Below are 19574 nucleotides of genomic sequence, written 5' to 3' on the forward strand. Positions count from 1 at the left end.
CGATCAATTTTAGAACTTACAAAAGTACACAATTGCTATAATTTTTTAACATCAATATGAATGTAAATATAGAAAACTCCTGGAAAGAGCAACTTAAACCCGAATTTAGCAAGCCATATTTTAATACGTTAGTAGATTTTGTAAAAACTGAATATAAAAATGGGACTTGTTATCCAAAAGGATCTGAAATTTTTGCAGCGTTTGATTATTGTAAATTTGAGGATGTTAAAGTGGTGATAATAGGTCAGGATCCATATCATGGACCAGGGCAGGCTAATGGTTTATGTTTTTCGGTAGCCGATGATATTCAGATTCCACCTTCGTTAATAAATATTTTTAAAGAAATTGAAACCGATTTAGAATTACCTGTTCCTTCAACAGGAAATTTGAAACGTTGGGCAAAACAAGGGGTTTTGTTATTAAATGCAACTTTAACTGTGCGGGCACACCAGGCAGGATCTCATCAAAACAAAGGATGGGAGCAATTTACAGATGCTGTTATCCAGGCTATTTCTGATAAAAAGAGTAAAGTAGTATTTTTACTATGGGGAGGATATGCCAAGAAAAAAGGCAACATGATAGACAAATCAAAGCATTATGTTTTGGCGACCGGACATCCTTCTCCTTTGAGTGCAAACAGAGGGTACTGGTTTGGAAATAAACACTTTAGTCAATCCAATGCATATTTGCTCGAAACAAATCAAATACCAATAAAATGGTAAATTAGCCCTTCTTATTGAGGGTTTAATTCCCCAAGGGTTGCTTCTGAGAGAACAAGTGTATGTTTTTCAGAAGCATACTTCGAAAGCTTGCTGTGGCTGGCTATCAATTTATGCAGCGTTAGGAATCTCAGAAGATTTTGACTTTTCTACAGATGATTTACCGCCTATAGTATTGATTTTGTTTTCTTGTTTTCGCGATTTGTTTTTATCGGAATCTACCGATTGAGTACTCAATTTTAGTAAAATAAAATTGAAAGCGACAAGACCTGCTAATATTATTAAAAAAGTTACCATAAAAGATTTGTTAGTTAATCATTAGATGCATTAAAACCAAAATGGTTGCTTATACATTAATAATTAGTTCATATCATTGGGGTAGGCGGTGCAAATGTACAAAAATATTTTATTCAAATGTATGTTTGCTAAACAGATATGTAAGAATTAATTATAACATAAGCGTTCATTGGATTTATTAATTATATCTTACTTTTAATCTTAAATTTGTAAAATATTGTTTGATTAAATAACGTTTTGTTTTGTATAAACCCTACCTATGGTATCATGTTTTTTCTGTCAATTTTGATTTTATAATTCAAAAATCAACTTTTCCGGAGCTACTTTTTTATTAATTATGTCTAAGTTGTATAAATGATTTTGTATTTCTACCAGAGTATTTTTTTTAATTAGTGATTGACTCCATTCTGTAAGTTCTAACCATTTTTGAATATCCTCTAGTTTTTGGTCATAGCGATTTGCCAATGTTTTATGAATACTGGGTATGTGTTTAAAATCTATAGTAGTGATATTGATGATATCTAAAATAGTTTTTATTTGTTTAGCATTTGTATTGAGTATTTCCTCTCTTACTGCTATTACAAAACAAGGCCATGGGGTTGGGCAATCTGCTACTCTTTTAAAAATCCCATTATCTACAAGTGGTTTTGTTGTGTAATGTTCCCACATAAAATAATCTGCTCCTCCATTTGTTAATGCTTTTATGGCACCTTTTAAATTTCTTACTACCTCAAACTGAAGAAGGGAAGTATCCCAATTTTGGTTTTGAGCATTAACATGTGCCATTAAATGTGATCCCGAACCATACCTGCTTATGGCAGCCTTTTTATTTTCTAATTCAGAAAGACAGGTGTAGTCTGAGTTTGCATCTACATGAATCCCCCATATTAGCGGTGTTTGTATATAGGTCTGTACAATTTTACATGGATTTCCGTCTATAATATCTTTTATAATACCCTCGGTAAGTATAATAGCAATATCAATATCTTTTTTTCTTAAAGCTTCGCACATTGCACCAGTACCGCCAGGATATTCTGTCCAATCTAATTGTATATCGCTTCTAAGATAGCTTCCGTCCTCAATACTTAAATGCCATGGTAAATTAAAATGTTCTGGGACACCGCCTATTTTTATAGTATACATGCTATTTAAAGTTAATAAATTACGCTTTTTATCGATTTTTATTGTTTTTTAACGATAAAAAATTATTTGTTTATGTATATTTGGTATATCCTTCTTATGAAGAAATATATCTTTAATAAGAATTTAACCCCAAATAAAAACAATATTGCTATGAAAAAGAATTTTTTAAAGGATAAAAATACAGATGTAAAAGTCGCGAAGTTAAAAAATAATTCTGTAGAGAATGGCATTGTGATTTTTATTGCAGTATTGTTGCTCACTAATTTATTGATTAGCCTTAAAGTATTATTTGGCTAATATTTTAATTAGGACAGACATAAAAACAAGGGAACTAACTGTTTTTCTTGTTTTTATGTTAAAGTATATTTTCTAGTTTATAATTTTTTTCAAAGTATACTGTATAAGTTTGTTTATAGTATTTTTTGGATTTTGGCTAAAATCTCCCGAGTAACGGTTTGCCAAAATAGCATTCATAGAAACAGCTTTGTGTCCTAATAATTTTGCCATTCCATAAATACCGGCAGTTTCCATTTCTAAATTGGTAATTACTTTGTTATCGTATTTAAACGATGCTATTTTTTTATTTAAGTGCTTATCTTGTAGCGGTAGTCTTAAAACTCTTCCTTGCGGACCATAAAAACCAACATTGGTAATAGTTACTCCTTTATGTATTGGTTTGCTTAACATTTTTTCTCCAAGTTCCTGATCCCACGAAACGGTATATGGTATTGATTTGTTTTTATCCCAGTCTAAATGATTTGTTAGTGCCTTAGAAAAATCGGGGAGTTGTACATGATGGCTATCATAAAAGTGCAAAAGACTATCAAAACCAATAGCGATTTCTGAAATAACAAAACTATCTATAGGAATAGTTGGTTGTACAGATCCGGATGTTCCTATGCGTATAATGCTTAATGAAGTGTGTGTGTTTTTAGGTTTTCTTGTAGCAAAATCAATATTTACCAGAGCATCTAATTCATTAAAAACAATATCAATATTATCGGTTCCTATACCTGTAGATATTACAGTAATCCTGTGTCCTTTATAATATCCCGTTTGTGTATGAAATTCTCTTTTATGAATTTTGTATTCAATTTTGTCAAAATATTGTGTTACTTGATCCACACGATCAGGATCTCCTACTGTTATTATGGTAGGAGCAAGGTGTTTTGGTTTAAGTTGAAGATGGTATATGCTGCCATCTTCATTAAGAATTAGTTCGGATTTGGCTATACCCATATTATAATTTTAGCAGTGAGTGGGTTTCGTCATTATATAAGTAATCATATTTTTTAACACCTCCATAATACCAATTTAAAATTTGCGTATTATAAAAGTTTTTTTTGTATTCTAGAGCAAGTTTTCCTCTTTCTGATAACAAAAGCCGGTCTTTTGTTTGTGTAAAAAACTGAAAAAGCCTGGCAAGCACACGTTTCATTTGCATATCGCCATATCCATAATATCCCTGGTATTCCAGAGCGTACCCCATAAGTTGTTTTATGTTTTTAATTTGATAGTTATCTGCCATTTCCAAAATATTATGTTCTAGCACATTAAGCCCTGTAAGCATATTAGGAAACCTTTGTAAGTGTGCTCTTATACAGATAGACATATATTCAAAAGAAGAATTTTGTTTGATTTGTCCTATCATTTTTTCTGGTTTGGACTCACAATAAAGAGTCCAGATATGGGCAGCAAACTCAAGATCGTCATGGCTTAATTTTATTTTGCCCTGCAAATGCTTTTTTAATTGACTGTGGGATAAATCGCAGAGCCCAAAAAGTTTTTTTTCATGTTCTATTCTGCCACTGCAGACTAAAAATACAGGTGTTTCTCTATTTTTTTTGCGAAGTAATAAGCTTATAGCTGCAATCATATTGATATGGCAAAACAGATCATATTCAAACCATAATATAATTTCATCATATTTAGCAAGGTTGTCTAATTTTTTAAGCTGAGAAACAAACTTTTTTTCATAATCAGAAGGAGGGATTCTGTAATATTTTTTTAAAAACAGGGCTCTCTTTTTTACAGAAACCTCTTCTTCTATTTTAATTTCTGTAGGTCCTTCACAAAGCATTTCGCGCCAGACCATAAATTCTCCATCAACAAGATTTAATTCTTGTATTCTATGAGTAAGACTGTCTCCGTTGGTAATATGTAATGTATTAACTCCCAATTTTGTTATGAATTATCCTCCAACACGTTTTATTTTGAATCCTTTTTCTTCAAGTATTTCCATGATTTGATTTCTATAATCTCCTTGTATAATTATAGCATCATTTTTAAAGCTTCCACCAACACTTAAACGAGTTTTTAATTCTTTGGCTAATTTTTTAAAATCTTCATCAGCACCAGTATATCCTTCTAATATAGTTACAGGTTTTCCTTTTCGTTTTTCGTATTTACAAATTATAGGATCATCCTGCATCCATATTTGGTTTTCAGGATCTTTTTTTGGTTCCTCTTCCAAAGGTTGGTGATCTGGAAATAATTTTTTTAATTGTTCTTGTAAATCCATTTCTGGGATCTATTTTTTGATTAAACCAATTTCAATAAGTCTTTGATGTAAAAAATCTCCTGCGGTTATGTCTTCATACTGTTTCGGGTTATCTTTTGTAATGCATTCTTCTAAGCAGTTTAGTTTCATGTCGCTTCTGGGGTGCATAAAAAATGGAATAGAATATCTTGGCTTATCCCATTCTTCTTTTGGAGGGTTTATTACTCTATGTATGGTAGATCGCAATTTATTGTTGGTATGTCTTTCCAGCATATCTCCAACATTAATGACCAATTCATCTTCTTGTGGGATTGCATCTATCCATTCACCATCTTTACGTTGTACTTGTAACCCTCCTGTTGAAGCTCCCATTAATAAAGTAATAAGATTTATGTCGCCGTGCGCCCCGGCCCTAACAGCTCCTTTTGGTTCTTTTTGAATAGGTGGGTAATGAATTGGACGTAATATACTATTACCATTACTAACCCAATGATCAAAGTAATACTCATCAAGACCTATATACAAAGCTAATGCCCTAAGCACATAAATACCTGTTTTTTCGAGCATTTTGTATGCTTCCATTCCTGTAATGTTAAAATTTTCTAACTCTTCAACAATTACATTACACGGGTATTGTTCTGTTAGATTAGCATTGGGATCCGGCTCTTGCCCAAAATGCCAAAATTCTTTTAGGTCTCCTTCTTTTTTACCTTTGGCGTGCTCTTTACCAAATGATGTATACCCTCGTTGCCCCCCTAATCCTTCGATCTCATATTTTGCTTTTGTAGCAAGAGGTAATGCAAAAAAACTTTTAATTTCCTGATATAGATTATTTACAAGTTTGTCACTCAAAAAGTGATTTTTTAAAGCAACAAAGCCTATTTTTTCATAAGCTTTTCCTATTTCACTAACAAACTTTTGCTTTTTTGAAAAGTCATCAGATAAAAAATCTGCTAAATCCACACTTGGTATATTGTTCATCGGCTTAATATTTGTGTATTGGAGAACTAAAATAGGAGTATTTCGGTAAAAACCCCTAACGGCCTCCTAAATTTATTTTTGGATACATATTATCTGTCAAATTTGTCAATTTTAAACATATAATCTGTAATTGAAAGTAAATTTAATTAATTCGTAGAATTGTTTAAGGTAATTTAACAAGTATTATATATGACACGTTTGTTCTGAAAGAAAAATAAGTACATTTACTTAACAAATTTTCTTTTATGGAACATATTTTTAAAGAAAAATCGAAATTATATTTTGATAGAAAAGAATACACAGACGAGCTTCTTGTTTCCTTGTATTTTAAAATGCTTAAACCCAGGCTTATTGAAGAAAAAATGCTAGTGTTGCTTAGGCAAGGAAAAATATCGAAATGGTTTGGAGGAATAGGACAAGAAGCTATATCTATAGGTATAACGGCTGCTTTGGATCTTGACGAGTATATATTGCCAATGCATAGAAACCTGGGAGTATTTACAACCAGAGAAATACCTTTGTACAGATTATTTGCCCAGTGGCAAGGAAAAGCCAGCGGGTTCACAAGAGGAAGAGATCGTTCTTTTCATTTTGGAACACAAGAATATAATATAGTAGGTATGATTTCTCATTTAGGTCCTCAAATGGGAATAGCTTGTGGTATTGCAATGGGAAATTTGTTAAAGAATAATCATAAAGTTACTGCTGTATTTACAGGAGAAGGAGGTACCAGCGAGGGAGATTTTCATGAAGCCCTTAATATTGCTTCGGTATGGAGTTTGCCTGTATTATTTTGTATAGAAAATAATGGTTATGGACTATCTACTCCTACTGAAGAACAATATAATTGTAAAAATCTTGCAGACCGTGGTTTAGGTTATGCGATGGAGTCACATATAATTGATGGCAATAATGTATTAGAGGTTTATGATAAAGTCAATGAGCTTGCTAACAGTATAAGACAGAATCCCCGCCCCGTTTTATTAGAGTTTAAAACCTTTAGAATGCGGGGACATGAGGAAGCTAGTGGTACTAAGTATGTGCCTCAGGAATTGATGGAATACTGGGGAGCCAAAGATCCTATAACAAACTATAAAGAGTATCTTATCAGTAATGGTTTGATATCTGTTGAAAAAGATGATGAGCAACAATCTGTTTTAAAGAAGGAAATAGAACTCCACTGGGAGCAGGCAAATACAGAAAAGACTATTACAGTAGATCTGAATCAGGAATTAAAGGATGTTTATACAACTTTTATTTATGAGGAGATTGTACCAGATTCAAATACCAAAGAATTGAGACTAATCGATGCAATATCGGATGGTTTAAGAGAGAGTATGCGTAAACATGATAATCTTGTGATTATGGGACAAGATATAGCAGAGTATGGAGGTGTTTTTAAAATAACAGAAGGTTTTGTAGAAGAATTTGGAAAAACCCGGGTTAGAAATACTCCAATTTGTGAATCCGGAATTGTCTCTGCCGGATATGGGTTATCTGTAAATGATTTTAAAACAGTTGTAGAGATGCAATTTGCAGATTTTGTGTCCTCGGGTTTTAATCCAATTGTAAATCTATTGGCAAAATCAAACTATAGATGGAGCCAATCTGCGGATGTGGTAATAAGAATGCCTTGTGGGGCAGGAGTAGGGGCAGGACCATTTCATAGCCAAACCAATGAGGCTTGGTTTACCAAGACCCCGGGGCTAAAGGTAGTGTACCCGGCTTTTCCTTATGATGCAAAAGGACTTTTGGCCACTGCTATAGAAGATCCAAACCCGGTATTGTTTTTTGAGCATAAAGCATTATACAGAAGTGTTAGGCAAGAAGTTCCCGAAGGTTATTATAACTTGCCGTTCGGAAAAGCATCTTTACTTAAACAGGGCAGTGATGTTACTGTAGTAAGTTATGGAGCCGGAGTACACTGGGCTATAGAGGTGCTGGATAAATATTCATATATCCATGCAGATCTTATAGATTTAAGAACATTGCAACCTATGGATACAGAAGCTATATATCAATCGGTTAAAAAAACGGGTAAAGTTATTATTTTGCAAGAGGATTCCCTTTTTGGAGGCATAGCATCTGATATTTCAGCGTTAATTATGGAAAATTGTTTTAAATTTCTCGATGCTCCTGTAAAAAGAGTGGCGAGTTTAGAAACCCCAATTCCATTTGATACTAATTTAGAAACTCAATACTTAGGCAAAAAAAGATTTGAAGATGAGTTGTTGGCTATATTAGAGTTTTAGTTATTACAATAAACTCAGAAGATAATCTTTAGAATTAAAAAGATAAAAGAAGAGTATAATACATGTTGCAGGAGAAGATATCGAATTATTAAGTCAAATAGTTTTTTTATTTTTATTGAGATAGAAAAAACAAGCTTTCGGTAAAGAATAAAATAATTAGATCAATGAGACAAGATATAGAGACAAAAACACAGGGTTTTGACCGCATTAAATTGCCGTTTTCTTTTGATGCAAGTAAAATGTTTTCAGAATTTGAAGCTTTGAAGATAGACAGTTTCGAGTATTATAATGTTATTCCATTAACCGCTCCTGCCCATATTGTAGACCCTTCATTACCTTTTCCACCCCCAGCAGAGGATTATGCAGATGGTTCATGGACAGATTGGCTGGATACAAATGAGCTAAAGCAATCTTCATACCTTACGAGTGTTGTTGATACTTTTCGTAAACATACAAAAGTTACTTTGGTTAGATTGTTGCGTTTAGCTCCCTATTCGATTGTAAAAGAGCATACCGATCCTACTCTTGCTCTGGAAATACACAAATCTGTAATTAGACTTACTATACCGATCTTTAAAAATGATAAGGTAGTGTTTTTCTTAAATGGTACTCCTGTACCAATGCAGCCGGGTGAGTGTTGGTATTTAAAACTAACAGATCCACATAAAATAGATAATCTTGGAGATACAGAACGTGTAAATCTAACTATCGATATGATACCAAATGATTGGGTTCGAAAAACGATAACAGACAGCCAATCTTTTGATAACTGAATTATTTTTCTAATTCCTTTATTTTTTGTCCGTACTTACTCGAATCTCGAATCGCAAACAAAATATATTTTCAGAAACAGATCTTTTGGTTTGATTATATATTAATAATTTATATCGAAAACGTTATAGTTAATAAAAACACATTTTTTTCTTAAATATCTGTTTTTTAGCGTGTTAAATTCTTTTTTAAGTAGCTAAAACAAGGAATGTAAGTTACCTTATTATTATTTATTATAAATAGGGGTAAAATCCCCTTTAACTTATGTTGTATGTTATATAAGTATATCTTAATTTTGCGCTGGCTATAAAATTTTATATGCTTTTGAATTAAAAAACAGGGGGTTAAAATATAATTCATGAACACAAATCAGTTGGAGCTTCTTCGCTCCTCAAAAATACTTATAACCGGTGCCGCTGGATTTATAGGTTCTAATCTTTGTGAAGAACTTATAAATATAGGAAGTACTGTAGTAGGTTTAGATAATTTTGCTACAGGACATGAAAAAAACTTGTCAGCACTTAGACAAAGTCCAAAATTTACATTTATCGAAGGAGATATAAGAAATCTTGAAGATTGTAATTTAGCATGTAAAGATGTTGATTTTGTATTGCATCAGGCAGCATTGGGCTCTGTTCCTCGTTCTATAAATGATCCTATTACTTCTAATAATGTTAATGTAGGAGGGTTTCTTAATATGTTGGTAGCTTCTAGAGATGCTGGAGTAAAACGATTTATATATGCGGCAAGCTCTTCTACATACGGAGATTCTGAAGCATTACCAAAAGTAGAGGATAATATAGGAAAGCCACTATCCCCGTATGCTATTACCAAATATGTTAACGAATTGTATGCAGATAATTTTAAAAGAACTTATAATCTGGATACAGTAGGATTGAGATACTTTAATGTGTTTGGACGCAAACAAGATCCAAACGGTGCTTATGCGGCTGTAATCCCCAAATTTGTGATGCAATTTATGAAATACGAATCTCCGGTAATCAATGGAGATGGTTTATTTTCAAGGGATTTTACCTATATAGATAATGTTATACAGATGAACTTATTAGCATTAGTATCTAATAATCAAGAAGCACTAAATAATGTGTATAATACAGCTTTTGGAGAAAGAACAACTTTAAATGAATTAACTTCTTTGTTAAAACAATATTTGGCAGAATTTGATAGTTCTATTGCGAATGTAGATGTGAAATATGGGCCAGAACGTAAAGGAGACATACCCCATTCATTAGCATCTGTAGATAAAGCCATAACACTTTTGGGATATAATCCTGAATTTGATATAAAATCAGGACTTAAAGAAGCTGTGAAATGGTATTGGGAAAATTTAAAATAATTCCCTAACTATTAGTAAAACACGTTATAAGATACTTATGAAAGATATTAGAGTAGCCATTATTGGATTAGGATATGTTGGATTACCTTTGGCAAGACTGTTTGCAACCAAATACCCGGTAATTGGTTTTGATATTAATCAAAATAGGATTAATGAATTACGTTCAGGAACAGATTCTACCTTAGAGGTAGAAGATGAATTACTGCAATCGGTACTTAAAACAGATGCTGGTTTAGAAGAAAATGGTCTTTACTGTTCTTCAAATACAGAAGATATTAAAAATTGTAATTATTATATTATTACAGTTCCTACTCCTGTAGACAAAAATAACAGACCAGATCTTACTCCACTATATAAATCTAGTGAGACAGTTGGTAAGGTGCTAAAAAAAGGAGATATTGTTATTTATGAATCTACAGTATATCCGGGAGTTACAGAAGAAGAATGTATTCCGGTTTTAGAGAAAGTTAGTGGATTAAAATTCAATAAAGATTTTTATGCAGGATACTCTCCGGAACGTATTAATCCGGGAGATAAAAAACATACCGTAGAAAAAATACTTAAAGTTACAGCTGGATCTACCCCCGAAATAGGCAAAAAAGTAGATGGTTTATATCGTTCTATTATTACTGCAGGAACGCATTTGGCTCCTACTATAAAAGTTGCAGAAGCAGCTAAAGTTATAGAAAACTCACAAAGAGACATTAATATTGCTTTTGTTAATGAATTAGCCAAGATTTTTAACCTTATGGGGATTGATACTGGTGATGTGTTGGAAGCAGCAGGTACCAAATGGAATTTTCTTCCTTTTAAACCAGGATTAGTAGGAGGTCATTGTATAGGTGTAGACCCTTATTATTTGGCACAACGCGCACAAGAGTTTGGCTACCATCCGGAAATAATTCTTGCAGGACGCAGATTAAACGATAGTATGGGACAATATGTGGCATCAGAAGTAATAAAACTTATGGTTAAGCATGATATACATATAAAAGGAGCAGATGTATTAGTACTTGGGGTAACTTTTAAAGAAAATTGCCCGGATGTTCGTAATACAAAAGCAGTAGATGTTATAAAACAATTAAATGATTTTGGAACAAATGTTACGGTATATGATCCTTGGGCAAATCCATCCGAAGTGATGCATGAGTACAACCTTAATACTACTATTGATTTACCAAAACAAAAATATCATGCAATAATTTTGACTGTAGCGCATAACGAATTTTTGGATATTGATTTGAAATCGATGCTTTTGCCAAACGGAATTCTTTATGATGTAAAAGGAATTTTGAAGGAAAAAGTACATGGTAGGTTATAATATAAACGAATAGTTTTTACTCTTAAGCAACTAATAAACCAACTAAATTGAACCAATTAAAAAAGGGTGCGTTACTAACGTATTTAAAAATTATACTTACCAATATTATAGGAATAGCAATGACGCCATTTATTGTAAGTAATATTGGTAAAGATGAATACGGAATATTTAATGCAATTGGAGCATTAATTGGTACAATTGCTCTTTTGGATTTTGGATTAACAAACACAGTTGTTCGTTTTGTAGCAAAATATAGAGCCGAAAAAGATAGAGAAGGAGAAGAAAATTTTCTAGCCACTATACGATTATTATATTTTGTTATTTCGTTATTAGTTATTGTTCTAGGTATTATTTTCTACTTTTTTATAGATTCCTATTTTACAAAGTTTAATGCACACGAACTTGAAATAGCAAAAATTATGTTTGCTATTTTAATTTTCAATTTGGCAATACAACTTCCAGGAATGATCTTTACAGGAATTTGTAAAGGGTATGAAGAATTTGTTTTTCCTGAATCAGTAGGCATCATAAGGTATGTTTTAAGATCTATAACAGTTGTAGCAGTACTTTTATTTGGAGGTAAAGCAATATCACTTGTTATAGTAGATACAATATTTAATATATTTACTATATCAGTATCAGCTTATTATGTGCTGGTTAAGCTCAAAGTTAAATTTAGATTACATAAACTGTCTAAAAAGTATATTATACAGATTTTCAAATATTCAAGCTGGATTTTTGTATTTTCTTTAGTAGGTATGCTACAATGGAACTCAGGGAGTTGGATTCTTGGTTCTATGAGTTTTCCGAAAATTTTAGGTATTTATGGAATAGGAATAGCTTTAGGAACATATTACGGTACTTTTTCGACCGCAATCTCTAGCGTTTTTTTGCCAAGAGCAACACAAATGTCTGTTAATAATGCTACTGGCGAGGAATTAACAGATATGATGATTAAATTAGGTAGATTGTCATTTATTATTTTGATGTATGTATTAGGAGCATTTATATTGTATGGTGAACAGTTTGTTAATTTATGGGTTGGTGGTGGAGATCTGGCAAACGGTGCTAGATATAATTCAAGAGAGTGTAATGAGATCTATATAATTTCGATAATGATAATGATAGCATACACAATACCTTTACTACAAGCATTTGGAAACTCTGTTCTTGAAGCTAAGAATAAATTAGCTTTTAAAGCAATCCTATATCTTGTAGTTATGGTTTTTGGTGCTATTGCAGGAGGGATTTTAGCAATAGATTATGGTGCTATAGGTATGATTTCGGGCTTAGTAACAGGATGGTTAGTAGTACAAAATATAATGAATTTTTATTACCATAAAAAAATAGGCTTAAATATTTTTCGGTTTTTTAAAGAACTATTACATAAGTCTTTTTTCATCATTATTATTGTTGTTGCCATAGGTTATATTATTAATTATATACCAGGAGAAGGATGGTTAAATTTTATTTTTAAAGGAAGTATATATACAACTGTTTTTGTTGTGCTAATCTACTTTTTTGGAATGTTAGATTATGAAAAAGAATTATTTGCAAAACCAATTGTTTCTATATGGAAACGAAAATAAATTGTAATGGAAAAATTAACACTTCACAATATTTCATATACAGAAGGCGGTAAGAAAATTATTTATAAGTATTCTGCGAGTTCTCAAATCGAAAAATTCTTTAATAAAGATAAGCCTCTTTATTCTAAATATGGAATAGATGTAAGCACAATCCCCCAAAGTATTGCAGTAATTCCATTTTTGTCTAACATGATGCCTATAGCTTGGCATGCAGGGTTTACTGTCGAAGTAGATCAAGTCGATGAAGATTTTTATAATGCCCTGATATTAGTACAGCAAGAATTTCAAAAAAGAGAATCAGTTTCTATAACAGGTAGTAAATTGATTGCAAAAAAACTTGTAAAAAATAAAATTGAAGGGGATAGATCGTCTATGTTATTTAGCGGTGGAGTGGATGCGTATGCGACTTATATCAGGATTTTTGAAAAAAAACCTGATTTGGTAACGATTTTAGGTGCAGATATTGCTATCGAAGATAATAAGCAGTGGGACGATTTTACCAATTTTATAGAAACAGAAAAATTATTAGAAAATAACAATCAGGAATATATAGAAACAAATCTTAGAGTATTTTATACATACCAAGTAGAACTTTTACTCAAAGATATTGGGTGGTGGGGCAAGGTACAACATGGATTAGCTCTTATAGGAGCGTTGGCTCCGTTATCATTTATTTATAAATATACTTCAATTTATATAGCATCATCATATACCGATCATATTGATATTGATTGGGGATCTACCCCAGAGATAGACGAAAAGATAACATGGGCATCAGGAGTAAGAGTTTATCATGATGGATATGATCTTAAAAGACAGGATAAGGTAGATTTAATAGCTCAATTTGCATCCAAAACTAATAATAAATTTAAACTAAGAGTTTGTTATTCTGAACTAAAAACAGAGTTTAATTGTAGCAATTGCGAAAAATGCTTTAGAACAATTCTTGGACTAATTTTAAATAAAAAAAATCCAAATGATTATGGGTTTAATGTAGATGGAAAGGTATATAAGAAATTTTATGAAGTATTGGAAATTGGTGCTGCCAGTAGAGGTGTGCAATATTTTTGGTGGGAGTTGATGGAGAAAGCAAAAAGTAGTGATGAATTTTATGTTTTTGATGATATACAAGCAGAGACCTTGGAGATAGATAAAATTAGAAATGGAAAGATACATCAGCTTTTAGAGCAAAAATTAAATGCCTCTAATAAAGGAAAACAAAGAATTATGTTTATCATAAGAAATAAGTTTCCTTGGTTACAACAATTATATAGAAAAATAAGATACTAATATAGAATAAAACAAATATTAAGGAGATGAAATACGGATTACTTACCTATGTTGAGAATAAAAGGTTTTTTAATGTTGGAGATAATATTCAGAGTCTTGCAGCAAAGCAGTTTTTACCCAGAGTAGATGCTTTTTTAAATAGAGAAAAACTAGGAGAGTATAAAGGAGATACTATAAAACTTATAATGAATGGTTGGTTTACACATAATATTCATAATTGGGTGCCTTCAGAAAATATAGATCCAGTATTTGTTTCTTTTCATATGAATAATACTGCCGCTCCTGCAATGCTAAGTGAAAAGGGAATAGCATATCTTAAAAAACACCAGCCTATAGGTTGCAGAGATCAATTTACAGCAGATACCTTAAAAGCTAAAGGGATTGATGCATATTTTACAGGCTGTTTAACCCTAACATTAGATTCTTATAAAGTTGCAGATGAAGAAAGAGGAGAAGATATATATATTGTAGATCCATTATATAGTTATCCAAGACCAGAAAAGATTTTTTATAGCCCTAAACACACTATTAAAAATGTTCTTAACGGTACAGCCTTTCAGCTAGGCAAAAAAAACAAACATCTTAAAAATTTTATAAATGAAGATGTTTTAAACTCAGCAGAATTTATAAATCAAGAACCGCCTTCTAATCAATTCACAGACGAACAAAAATTTGAGATGGCAGAGGCATTATTGCATAAATATGCAAAAGCTAAATTAGTAATTACATCCAGAATTCATTGTGCATTACCTTGCTTAGCTTTGGGGACACCTGTGATATTTGTAAATGGTTTTGATAGCTTTGTAGACTCTTGCCGATTCGATGGGATTTTAGAATTATTTAATCGTATAGATATTAATAGTAAAACAGGAGAGTTTACTGCTAATTTTCCGTTAGAAGGAAAAATTAGTAAAAATACTATAGTCAAAAATTTGGAAAAACATCATGATTTATCCAATGCTTTAAAGCAAAAGGTGACTAGTCAGTTAAACAAATAAATTATTTAGCTGTATATGAAGCTTTTATACATTGTTAACAGAATAGATGGTCCCGGAGGGTTAGAAAGAGTACTTTCTATAAAAGCTAGTATGCTGGCAGATCGATATAAATATGATGTGCATGTAGTTACCCTAAATCAGGATGAAAAAACTCTTTTCTATGATTTTAGCCCTAAACTAACATATCATAACATAACAGTTACAGGTAACCCATTAACTTATATTTATAGATATATTTTTAAGTTGAGGCGTTTAGTAAAAAAAATACACCCAGATGTTATTGCAGTATGTGATGATGGACTTAAAGGTCTATTAGTGCCAATAGTTTTGGGTAAACCGTGTCCGATGATATATGAGAGGCATGTTTCAAAAAACGCAGAAATAAAACAAGGTAAACAATCTGTTCTTGACAAGATAATAACTTTATTAAAGTACAAGATCATGGATTTTGGAGGTAAATTCTATGATCATTTTATTGTTCTAACAAAGGGGAACCTGAACGAATGGAATTTGAAAAACCTAAAGGTAATCCCAAATCCATTGTCATTTTATCCAGAAGAACATGATATTAGCACTTTATCAAATAAAAAAGTATTAGCCGTTGGTAAACAAAGTTATCAAAAAGGGTATGATAGGTTACTACAAAGTTGGAAGCTGGTTGCACAAAAATTTCCTGATTGGACTTTAAATATTTATGGAACAATTAGCGAAAAAGAGGGTTTGACAGATTTAGCAAATAAACTAGAGATAAAATCATCAGTAAATTTTTATCCTCCCGAAAAAAATATTGCAGAAAAATATAAAGAAGCATCTATTTATGTAATGTCTTCAAGATATGAAGGATTTGGGATGGTGTTAACAGAAGCAATGGCTTATGGAGTACCATGTGTTTCTTTTGACTGTCATTATGGACCTTCTGATATTATTTCAGATCAAGAGAATGGGCTTTTGATAGAAAATCATGATATAGAAGGATTAGCAAACGGTATCAACTCTTTAATTGAAAATAAAGAAAATAGAATTTTGATGGGCAAAAGAGCAAGAAAAGATGTGCAAAGATATCTCCCGGAAAAAATAGTCTCAGATTGGAATGATTTATTTAAAAATATGATGACCAAGAATTATCAAAGATGAGAATAATTTTTATTATCGATCAAGTTTATCTGCATGGAGGTATAGAAAGAGTTCTATCAATCAAAGCTAATTATTTGGCTAAAGGAATGGATAATGATATATATATTATAACTACCGAACAGAAGAATAATATACCTTGTTACGATTTTGACGAGAATATTATTTTTGATGATATAGAGATTAATTATGATAGATCAAAATCCTATTTTCATCCGGTAAACCTGATAAAATTACCCAAGCATATTAGTAAAATAAGATCAAAAATAAAAAAAATACAACCCGAAGTTATAGTAGTATGTAGTCATAGTACAGACACATATTTTATGCCATTTATTGCTAAAGGTATTCCAAAAGTAAAAGAGTTTCATTTTTCAAAATTTATAGAAAAACAGCCTCGCTTGAACTCTAATATGTTTAAGAAATATTTCTTTAAATTTACAGATTATGTAGAAAAAAAATATGATAAACTAATTGTTTTAAATGATAATGAAGCTAATTATTATAAAACTAATAATGTGGTGGTTATCCCAAATCCATTGACATTTTATCCTGATATAGTTTCAGAATTATCAAACAAAACAGTAATATCTGCAGGTAGGATAGCAGCAGTAAAAGGCTATGATTTATTAGTAGATATTTGGGAAATGGCAGAGAAAGAAAATAAAGATTGGAAACTGCATATTTACGGTACAGGTGATGCTGATTATGAAAAAATGTTACAAGATAAGATAAATGAGAAAGGATTGAAAGATAGTTTGATTTTAAAAGGAGCTACAAACAATATTATGGATAAAATGTTAACCTCTTCTATATATGTAATGTCTTCTCATAACGAATGCTTTCCTCTTGTATTGCTAGAAGCACAAGCTTGTGGTTTACCAATAATTTCATTTGATTGCCCACATGGACCTAAAAGTATAATCAGTAAAGAAAATGGGTGTTTGGTTGAATTATATAACAAAGAAGAATTTGCAAAAACACTGGATGAGTATATGCAAAACTTTGAAAAGCGTAAAATTAAGGGAGTAAATGCGCGTATTAATGCTTCTAACTATACTGTAGAAAAAGTAATGAAAATATGGCAAGATATGTTTAATAGTTTAATCTTTAAAGAGGCTTAAAAATGAGAAGATTATATATTACCATTTATAAACTGTTGCTGATTCCCCATGTTTTTTTATACTTAAAAAGTAATAACAGAGAAGATATTGATAAAGACATTGCAAGGTGGGCAATGTCAAAAGGAGTACAGAAAGGAAAAATTTCATTACTATTGGATTTTTTAGCAAATTCACCAGATTTTAGAACGATTTTTTATTTCAGAAATAGAGGAGTATTTGCACAAGTACTTAATTTGTACTGTAGAAAAGAAAAATATTTTAGAATAGATATAAGTACAAAATTAGGAGGCGGGATACTTACAGGTCATCCGTATAGTACTATTCTTAATGCAGATTCTATTGGCGAAAATTTTTATGTAAATCATTTGGTTACGGTAGGAGAGGAAAAAGGAAAGAGACCTACAATAGGAAATAATGTATCTGTTAATACTGGAGCAATAATTATAGGAGGAATAACAATAGGGGATAATAGTGTAATTGGGGCTGGAGCAGTAGTTGTTAAAGATGTTCCAGGTAATTGTGTAGTAGTTGGAAACCCTTCACGAATTATAAAGAAAGATGGAAAAAAGGTATAAAAATATTTGTCGATATTAACTAAATAAGGAATGAATTTAATTTTTGACATACAAAAATCTATTGAAGATAATTATGATGGTAATGCCTTTTGCATTAGTAACACATACTATACGTATAAAGATTTTGCACAAATTATATCCAATATAAGATTAGTAATCCAAACGTCTGTAAAAAGAAGTGAAATTAATGTAGGTTTAATAACTAATGATGATATTCATACCTATGCATCTATTATAGCATTATGGATGGAAGGGAAAGCCTATGTGCCAATACATCCGGACTTTCCTGCCAGTAGAAATACAATGGTAATTAAACAAGCAGAAATTAGTACTATTTTGGACTCTTCTATAGATATGATTTTTTCAGAATACAATACTATTTTAACGAAGCAATGTAAAGTTTCAGAAATTAATTTAAAACCCGTTTCAGTATCCGAAGATGATCTTGGATATATATTTTTTACTTCGGGAACAACAGGAACTCCAAAAGGAGTACCTATTACTTTTGGTAATTTATCAAGCTTTATAGATGCCTTCTGGAAACTGGATTATACTATAGATAATACAGACAGATGCTTGCAAATGTTTGAACTAACTTTTGATTTATCTGTAGTATCCTATTTGGCCCCTATACTTAAGGGTGCATGTGTGTACACCATTCCTAAAGATGAAATCAAGTATAGCTATATATTTGAATTGATGGAAGATTATAATTTAACTTTTGCATTAATGGTTCCGTCCATACTTCATTATTTACGTCCATATTTTGATGAAATCGATTGCCCTGCAATGAAATACAGTCTTTTTTGTGGAGAAGCATTACCGCTGGACGTTACAGAAGAGTGGAGTGCCTGTGTACCTAATGCTACTATAGCAAATGTATATGGCCCCACAGAATGTACAATTTTTTGTACAGATTACACCTACAAAAGAGGAGAGCATAATAAAACACATAACGGTGTTTTAACCATAGGAAAGGATATGCAAAATACATTTACCATAATTGTAGATGAAAATAATAATGAGGTAGTACATGGACAAAGTGGAGAGCTATGCCTAAGCGGTAAACAACTTACAACAGGATATTGGAAAAATGAAGAGAAAAACAAAGAAACCTTCTTTTATAAAGAATATAATGGAAAAAACATAAGGTTTTATAGAACGGGAGACTTGTGTACTGTAGATAAAGAAGGAGATATCCTGTATTTGGGAAGAGTTGATTTTCAAGCAAAAATTCAAGGATTTAGAGTAGAATTGTCTGAAATTGAGTTTCATACTAAAGCTGCCCTAAATAAAATAAATGTAGTTGCAATTGCTTTTACCAATAATATTCATAATACAGAAATTGGATTAGTAATAGAGTCTTCTATATTTGAAACAAATGAACTGTTAGAAAACTTAAAAACTAAGCTTCCGAAGTATATGATTCCCACCCAAATTAAATTCGCAGAAAGTTTTCCTCTTAATACCAATGGAAAAATTGATAGAAATAAATTAAAAGAATTATTTAGTTAAGATTATAAATT

Annotated in this window: 19 protein-coding genes; 13 read left to right on the plus strand and 6 right to left on the minus strand. The window is 31.4% G+C overall.

The window, feature by feature from the left end; translation table 11 throughout:
• Positions 1-56 precede the first annotated feature (56 nt).
• Positions 57-722 (plus strand): uracil-DNA glycosylase, encoded by a 666-nt coding sequence (locus tag ACZIYX_RS14885; RefSeq protein ID WP_462683046.1) that lies wholly within the window; start codon positions 57-59, stop codon positions 720-722.
• A gap of 108 nt (positions 723-830) precedes the next feature.
• Here ACZIYX_RS14885 and ACZIYX_RS14890 read toward each other — a convergent pair whose 3' ends face one another.
• Together ACZIYX_RS14890 and ACZIYX_RS14895 are read right to left on the minus strand one after the other, a co-directional pair.
• Positions 831-956, minus strand: a complete 126-nt coding sequence (locus tag ACZIYX_RS14890) for a hypothetical protein (protein WP_462683047.1) — start codon at positions 954-956, stop codon at positions 831-833.
• A gap of 351 nt (positions 957-1307) precedes the next feature.
• A complete protein-coding gene (locus ACZIYX_RS14895; RefSeq protein WP_462683048.1) occupies positions 1308-2159 on the minus strand; it encodes a substrate-binding domain-containing protein in 852 nt (283 codons plus the stop codon).
• 96 nt (positions 2160-2255) lie between these two features.
• Between ACZIYX_RS14895 and ACZIYX_RS14900 the strand changes: the two genes are divergently transcribed.
• On the plus strand, positions 2256-2456 hold the full coding sequence (locus ACZIYX_RS14900; protein WP_462683049.1) for a hypothetical protein: 201 nt from the start codon (positions 2256-2258) through the stop codon (positions 2454-2456).
• Positions 2457-2528: 72 nt separating this feature from the next.
• Here the strand turns inward: ACZIYX_RS14900 and ACZIYX_RS14905 are convergent, their stop codons facing one another.
• From ACZIYX_RS14905 to ACZIYX_RS14920, 4 genes are read right to left on the minus strand one after another with little or no spacing between them, the layout of a single operon-like run.
• Positions 2529-3398: a nucleoside phosphorylase gene (locus ACZIYX_RS14905; RefSeq protein WP_462683050.1), complete on the minus strand. Its 870-nt coding sequence runs from the start codon at positions 3396-3398 to the stop codon at positions 2529-2531.
• A 1-nt stretch (position 3399) separates the two neighbouring features.
• Positions 3400-4338 (minus strand): DUF1835 domain-containing protein, encoded by a 939-nt coding sequence (locus tag ACZIYX_RS14910; protein WP_462683051.1) that lies wholly within the window; start codon positions 4336-4338, stop codon positions 3400-3402.
• Between the two features lie 12 nt (positions 4339-4350).
• Positions 4351-4680: a translation initiation factor gene (locus tag ACZIYX_RS14915; RefSeq protein WP_462683052.1), complete on the minus strand. Its 330-nt coding sequence runs from the start codon at positions 4678-4680 to the stop codon at positions 4351-4353.
• Positions 4681-4689: 9 nt separating this feature from the next.
• Positions 4690-5640 carry an isopenicillin N synthase family dioxygenase gene (locus tag ACZIYX_RS14920; protein WP_462683053.1) on the minus strand — a complete coding sequence of 317 codons (951 nt, stop codon included), beginning with the start codon at positions 5638-5640 and terminating at the stop codon, positions 4690-4692.
• 332 nt (positions 5641-5972) lie between these two features.
• Between ACZIYX_RS14920 and ACZIYX_RS14925 the strand changes: the two genes are divergently transcribed.
• From ACZIYX_RS14925 to ACZIYX_RS14975, 11 genes are all read left to right on the plus strand, one after another.
• On the plus strand, positions 5973-7892 hold the full coding sequence (locus tag ACZIYX_RS14925; RefSeq protein ID WP_462683077.1) for an alpha-ketoacid dehydrogenase subunit alpha/beta: 1920 nt from the start codon (positions 5973-5975) through the stop codon (positions 7890-7892).
• Between the two features lie 164 nt (positions 7893-8056).
• Entirely contained in the window at positions 8057-8665 is a 609-nt protein-coding gene (locus ACZIYX_RS14930; protein WP_462683054.1) for an aspartyl/asparaginyl beta-hydroxylase domain-containing protein, read from the plus strand.
• Positions 8666-9021: 356 nt separating this feature from the next.
• Positions 9022-10020 (plus strand): SDR family oxidoreductase, encoded by a 999-nt coding sequence (locus tag ACZIYX_RS14935; protein ID WP_462683055.1) that lies wholly within the window; start codon positions 9022-9024, stop codon positions 10018-10020.
• A gap of 37 nt (positions 10021-10057) precedes the next feature.
• Positions 10058-11341 carry a nucleotide sugar dehydrogenase gene (locus ACZIYX_RS14940; RefSeq protein ID WP_462683056.1) on the plus strand — a complete coding sequence of 428 codons (1284 nt, stop codon included), beginning with the start codon at positions 10058-10060 and terminating at the stop codon, positions 11339-11341.
• Positions 11342-11388: 47 nt separating this feature from the next.
• Positions 11389-12930, plus strand: a complete 1542-nt coding sequence (locus ACZIYX_RS14945; protein WP_462683057.1) for an oligosaccharide flippase family protein — start codon at positions 11389-11391, stop codon at positions 12928-12930.
• A gap of 6 nt (positions 12931-12936) precedes the next feature.
• On the plus strand, positions 12937-14220 hold the full coding sequence (locus tag ACZIYX_RS14950; RefSeq protein ID WP_462683058.1) for a hypothetical protein: 1284 nt from the start codon (positions 12937-12939) through the stop codon (positions 14218-14220).
• A gap of 26 nt (positions 14221-14246) precedes the next feature.
• Positions 14247-15218: a polysaccharide pyruvyl transferase family protein gene (locus ACZIYX_RS14955; protein WP_462683059.1), complete on the plus strand. Its 972-nt coding sequence runs from the start codon at positions 14247-14249 to the stop codon at positions 15216-15218.
• A gap of 15 nt (positions 15219-15233) precedes the next feature.
• The gene (locus ACZIYX_RS14960; protein WP_462683060.1) at positions 15234-16352 is read left to right on the plus strand and encodes a glycosyltransferase family 4 protein; all 1119 of its coding nucleotides are present in this window, start codon (positions 15234-15236) and stop codon (positions 16350-16352) included.
• Positions 16349-17473, plus strand: a complete 1125-nt coding sequence (locus tag ACZIYX_RS14965; RefSeq protein WP_462683061.1) for a glycosyltransferase family 4 protein — start codon at positions 16349-16351, stop codon at positions 17471-17473. Before ACZIYX_RS14960 ends, ACZIYX_RS14965 begins: the two co-directional genes overlap by 4 nt.
• A gap of 2 nt (positions 17474-17475) precedes the next feature.
• Positions 17476-18048 carry a hypothetical protein gene (locus ACZIYX_RS14970; protein ID WP_462683062.1) on the plus strand — a complete coding sequence of 191 codons (573 nt, stop codon included), beginning with the start codon at positions 17476-17478 and terminating at the stop codon, positions 18046-18048.
• 30 nt (positions 18049-18078) lie between these two features.
• A complete protein-coding gene (locus tag ACZIYX_RS14975) occupies positions 18079-19563 on the plus strand; it encodes an AMP-binding protein (protein WP_462683063.1) in 1485 nt (494 codons plus the stop codon).
• The last annotated feature ends 11 nt before the right edge of the window (positions 19564-19574 follow it).

The organism is Aquimarina sp. (assembly GCF_977115655.1).

Coding starts and splice junctions, on each gene's coding strand:
- ACZIYX_RS14885 (WP_462683046.1), top strand. CDS start 57: ATGAATGTAAATATAGAAAACTCCTGGAAAGAGCAACTTAAACCCGAA.
- ACZIYX_RS14895 (WP_462683048.1), bottom strand. CDS start 2,159: ATGTATACTATAAAAATAGGCGGTGTCCCAGAACATTTTAATTTACCA.
- ACZIYX_RS14900 (WP_462683049.1), top strand. CDS start 2,256: ATGAAGAAATATATCTTTAATAAGAATTTAACCCCAAATAAAAACAAT.
- ACZIYX_RS14905 (WP_462683050.1), bottom strand. CDS start 3,398: ATGGGTATAGCCAAATCCGAACTAATTCTTAATGAAGATGGCAGCATA.
- ACZIYX_RS14915 (WP_462683052.1), bottom strand. CDS start 4,680: ATGGATTTACAAGAACAATTAAAAAAATTATTTCCAGATCACCAACCT.
- ACZIYX_RS14920 (WP_462683053.1), bottom strand. CDS start 5,640: ATGAACAATATACCAAGTGTGGATTTAGCAGATTTTTTATCTGATGAC.
- ACZIYX_RS14925 (WP_462683077.1), top strand. CDS start 5,973: ATGCTTAAACCCAGGCTTATTGAAGAAAAAATGCTAGTGTTGCTTAGG.
- ACZIYX_RS14930 (WP_462683054.1), top strand. CDS start 8,057: ATGAGACAAGATATAGAGACAAAAACACAGGGTTTTGACCGCATTAAA.
- ACZIYX_RS14935 (WP_462683055.1), top strand. CDS start 9,022: ATGAACACAAATCAGTTGGAGCTTCTTCGCTCCTCAAAAATACTTATA.
- ACZIYX_RS14940 (WP_462683056.1), top strand. CDS start 10,058: ATGAAAGATATTAGAGTAGCCATTATTGGATTAGGATATGTTGGATTA.
- ACZIYX_RS14950 (WP_462683058.1), top strand. CDS start 12,937: ATGGAAAAATTAACACTTCACAATATTTCATATACAGAAGGCGGTAAG.
- ACZIYX_RS14955 (WP_462683059.1), top strand. CDS start 14,247: ATGAAATACGGATTACTTACCTATGTTGAGAATAAAAGGTTTTTTAAT.
- ACZIYX_RS14960 (WP_462683060.1), top strand. CDS start 15,234: ATGAAGCTTTTATACATTGTTAACAGAATAGATGGTCCCGGAGGGTTA.
- ACZIYX_RS14965 (WP_462683061.1), top strand. CDS start 16,349: ATGAGAATAATTTTTATTATCGATCAAGTTTATCTGCATGGAGGTATA.
- ACZIYX_RS14970 (WP_462683062.1), top strand. CDS start 17,476: ATGAGAAGATTATATATTACCATTTATAAACTGTTGCTGATTCCCCAT.
- ACZIYX_RS14975 (WP_462683063.1), top strand. CDS start 18,079: ATGAATTTAATTTTTGACATACAAAAATCTATTGAAGATAATTATGAT.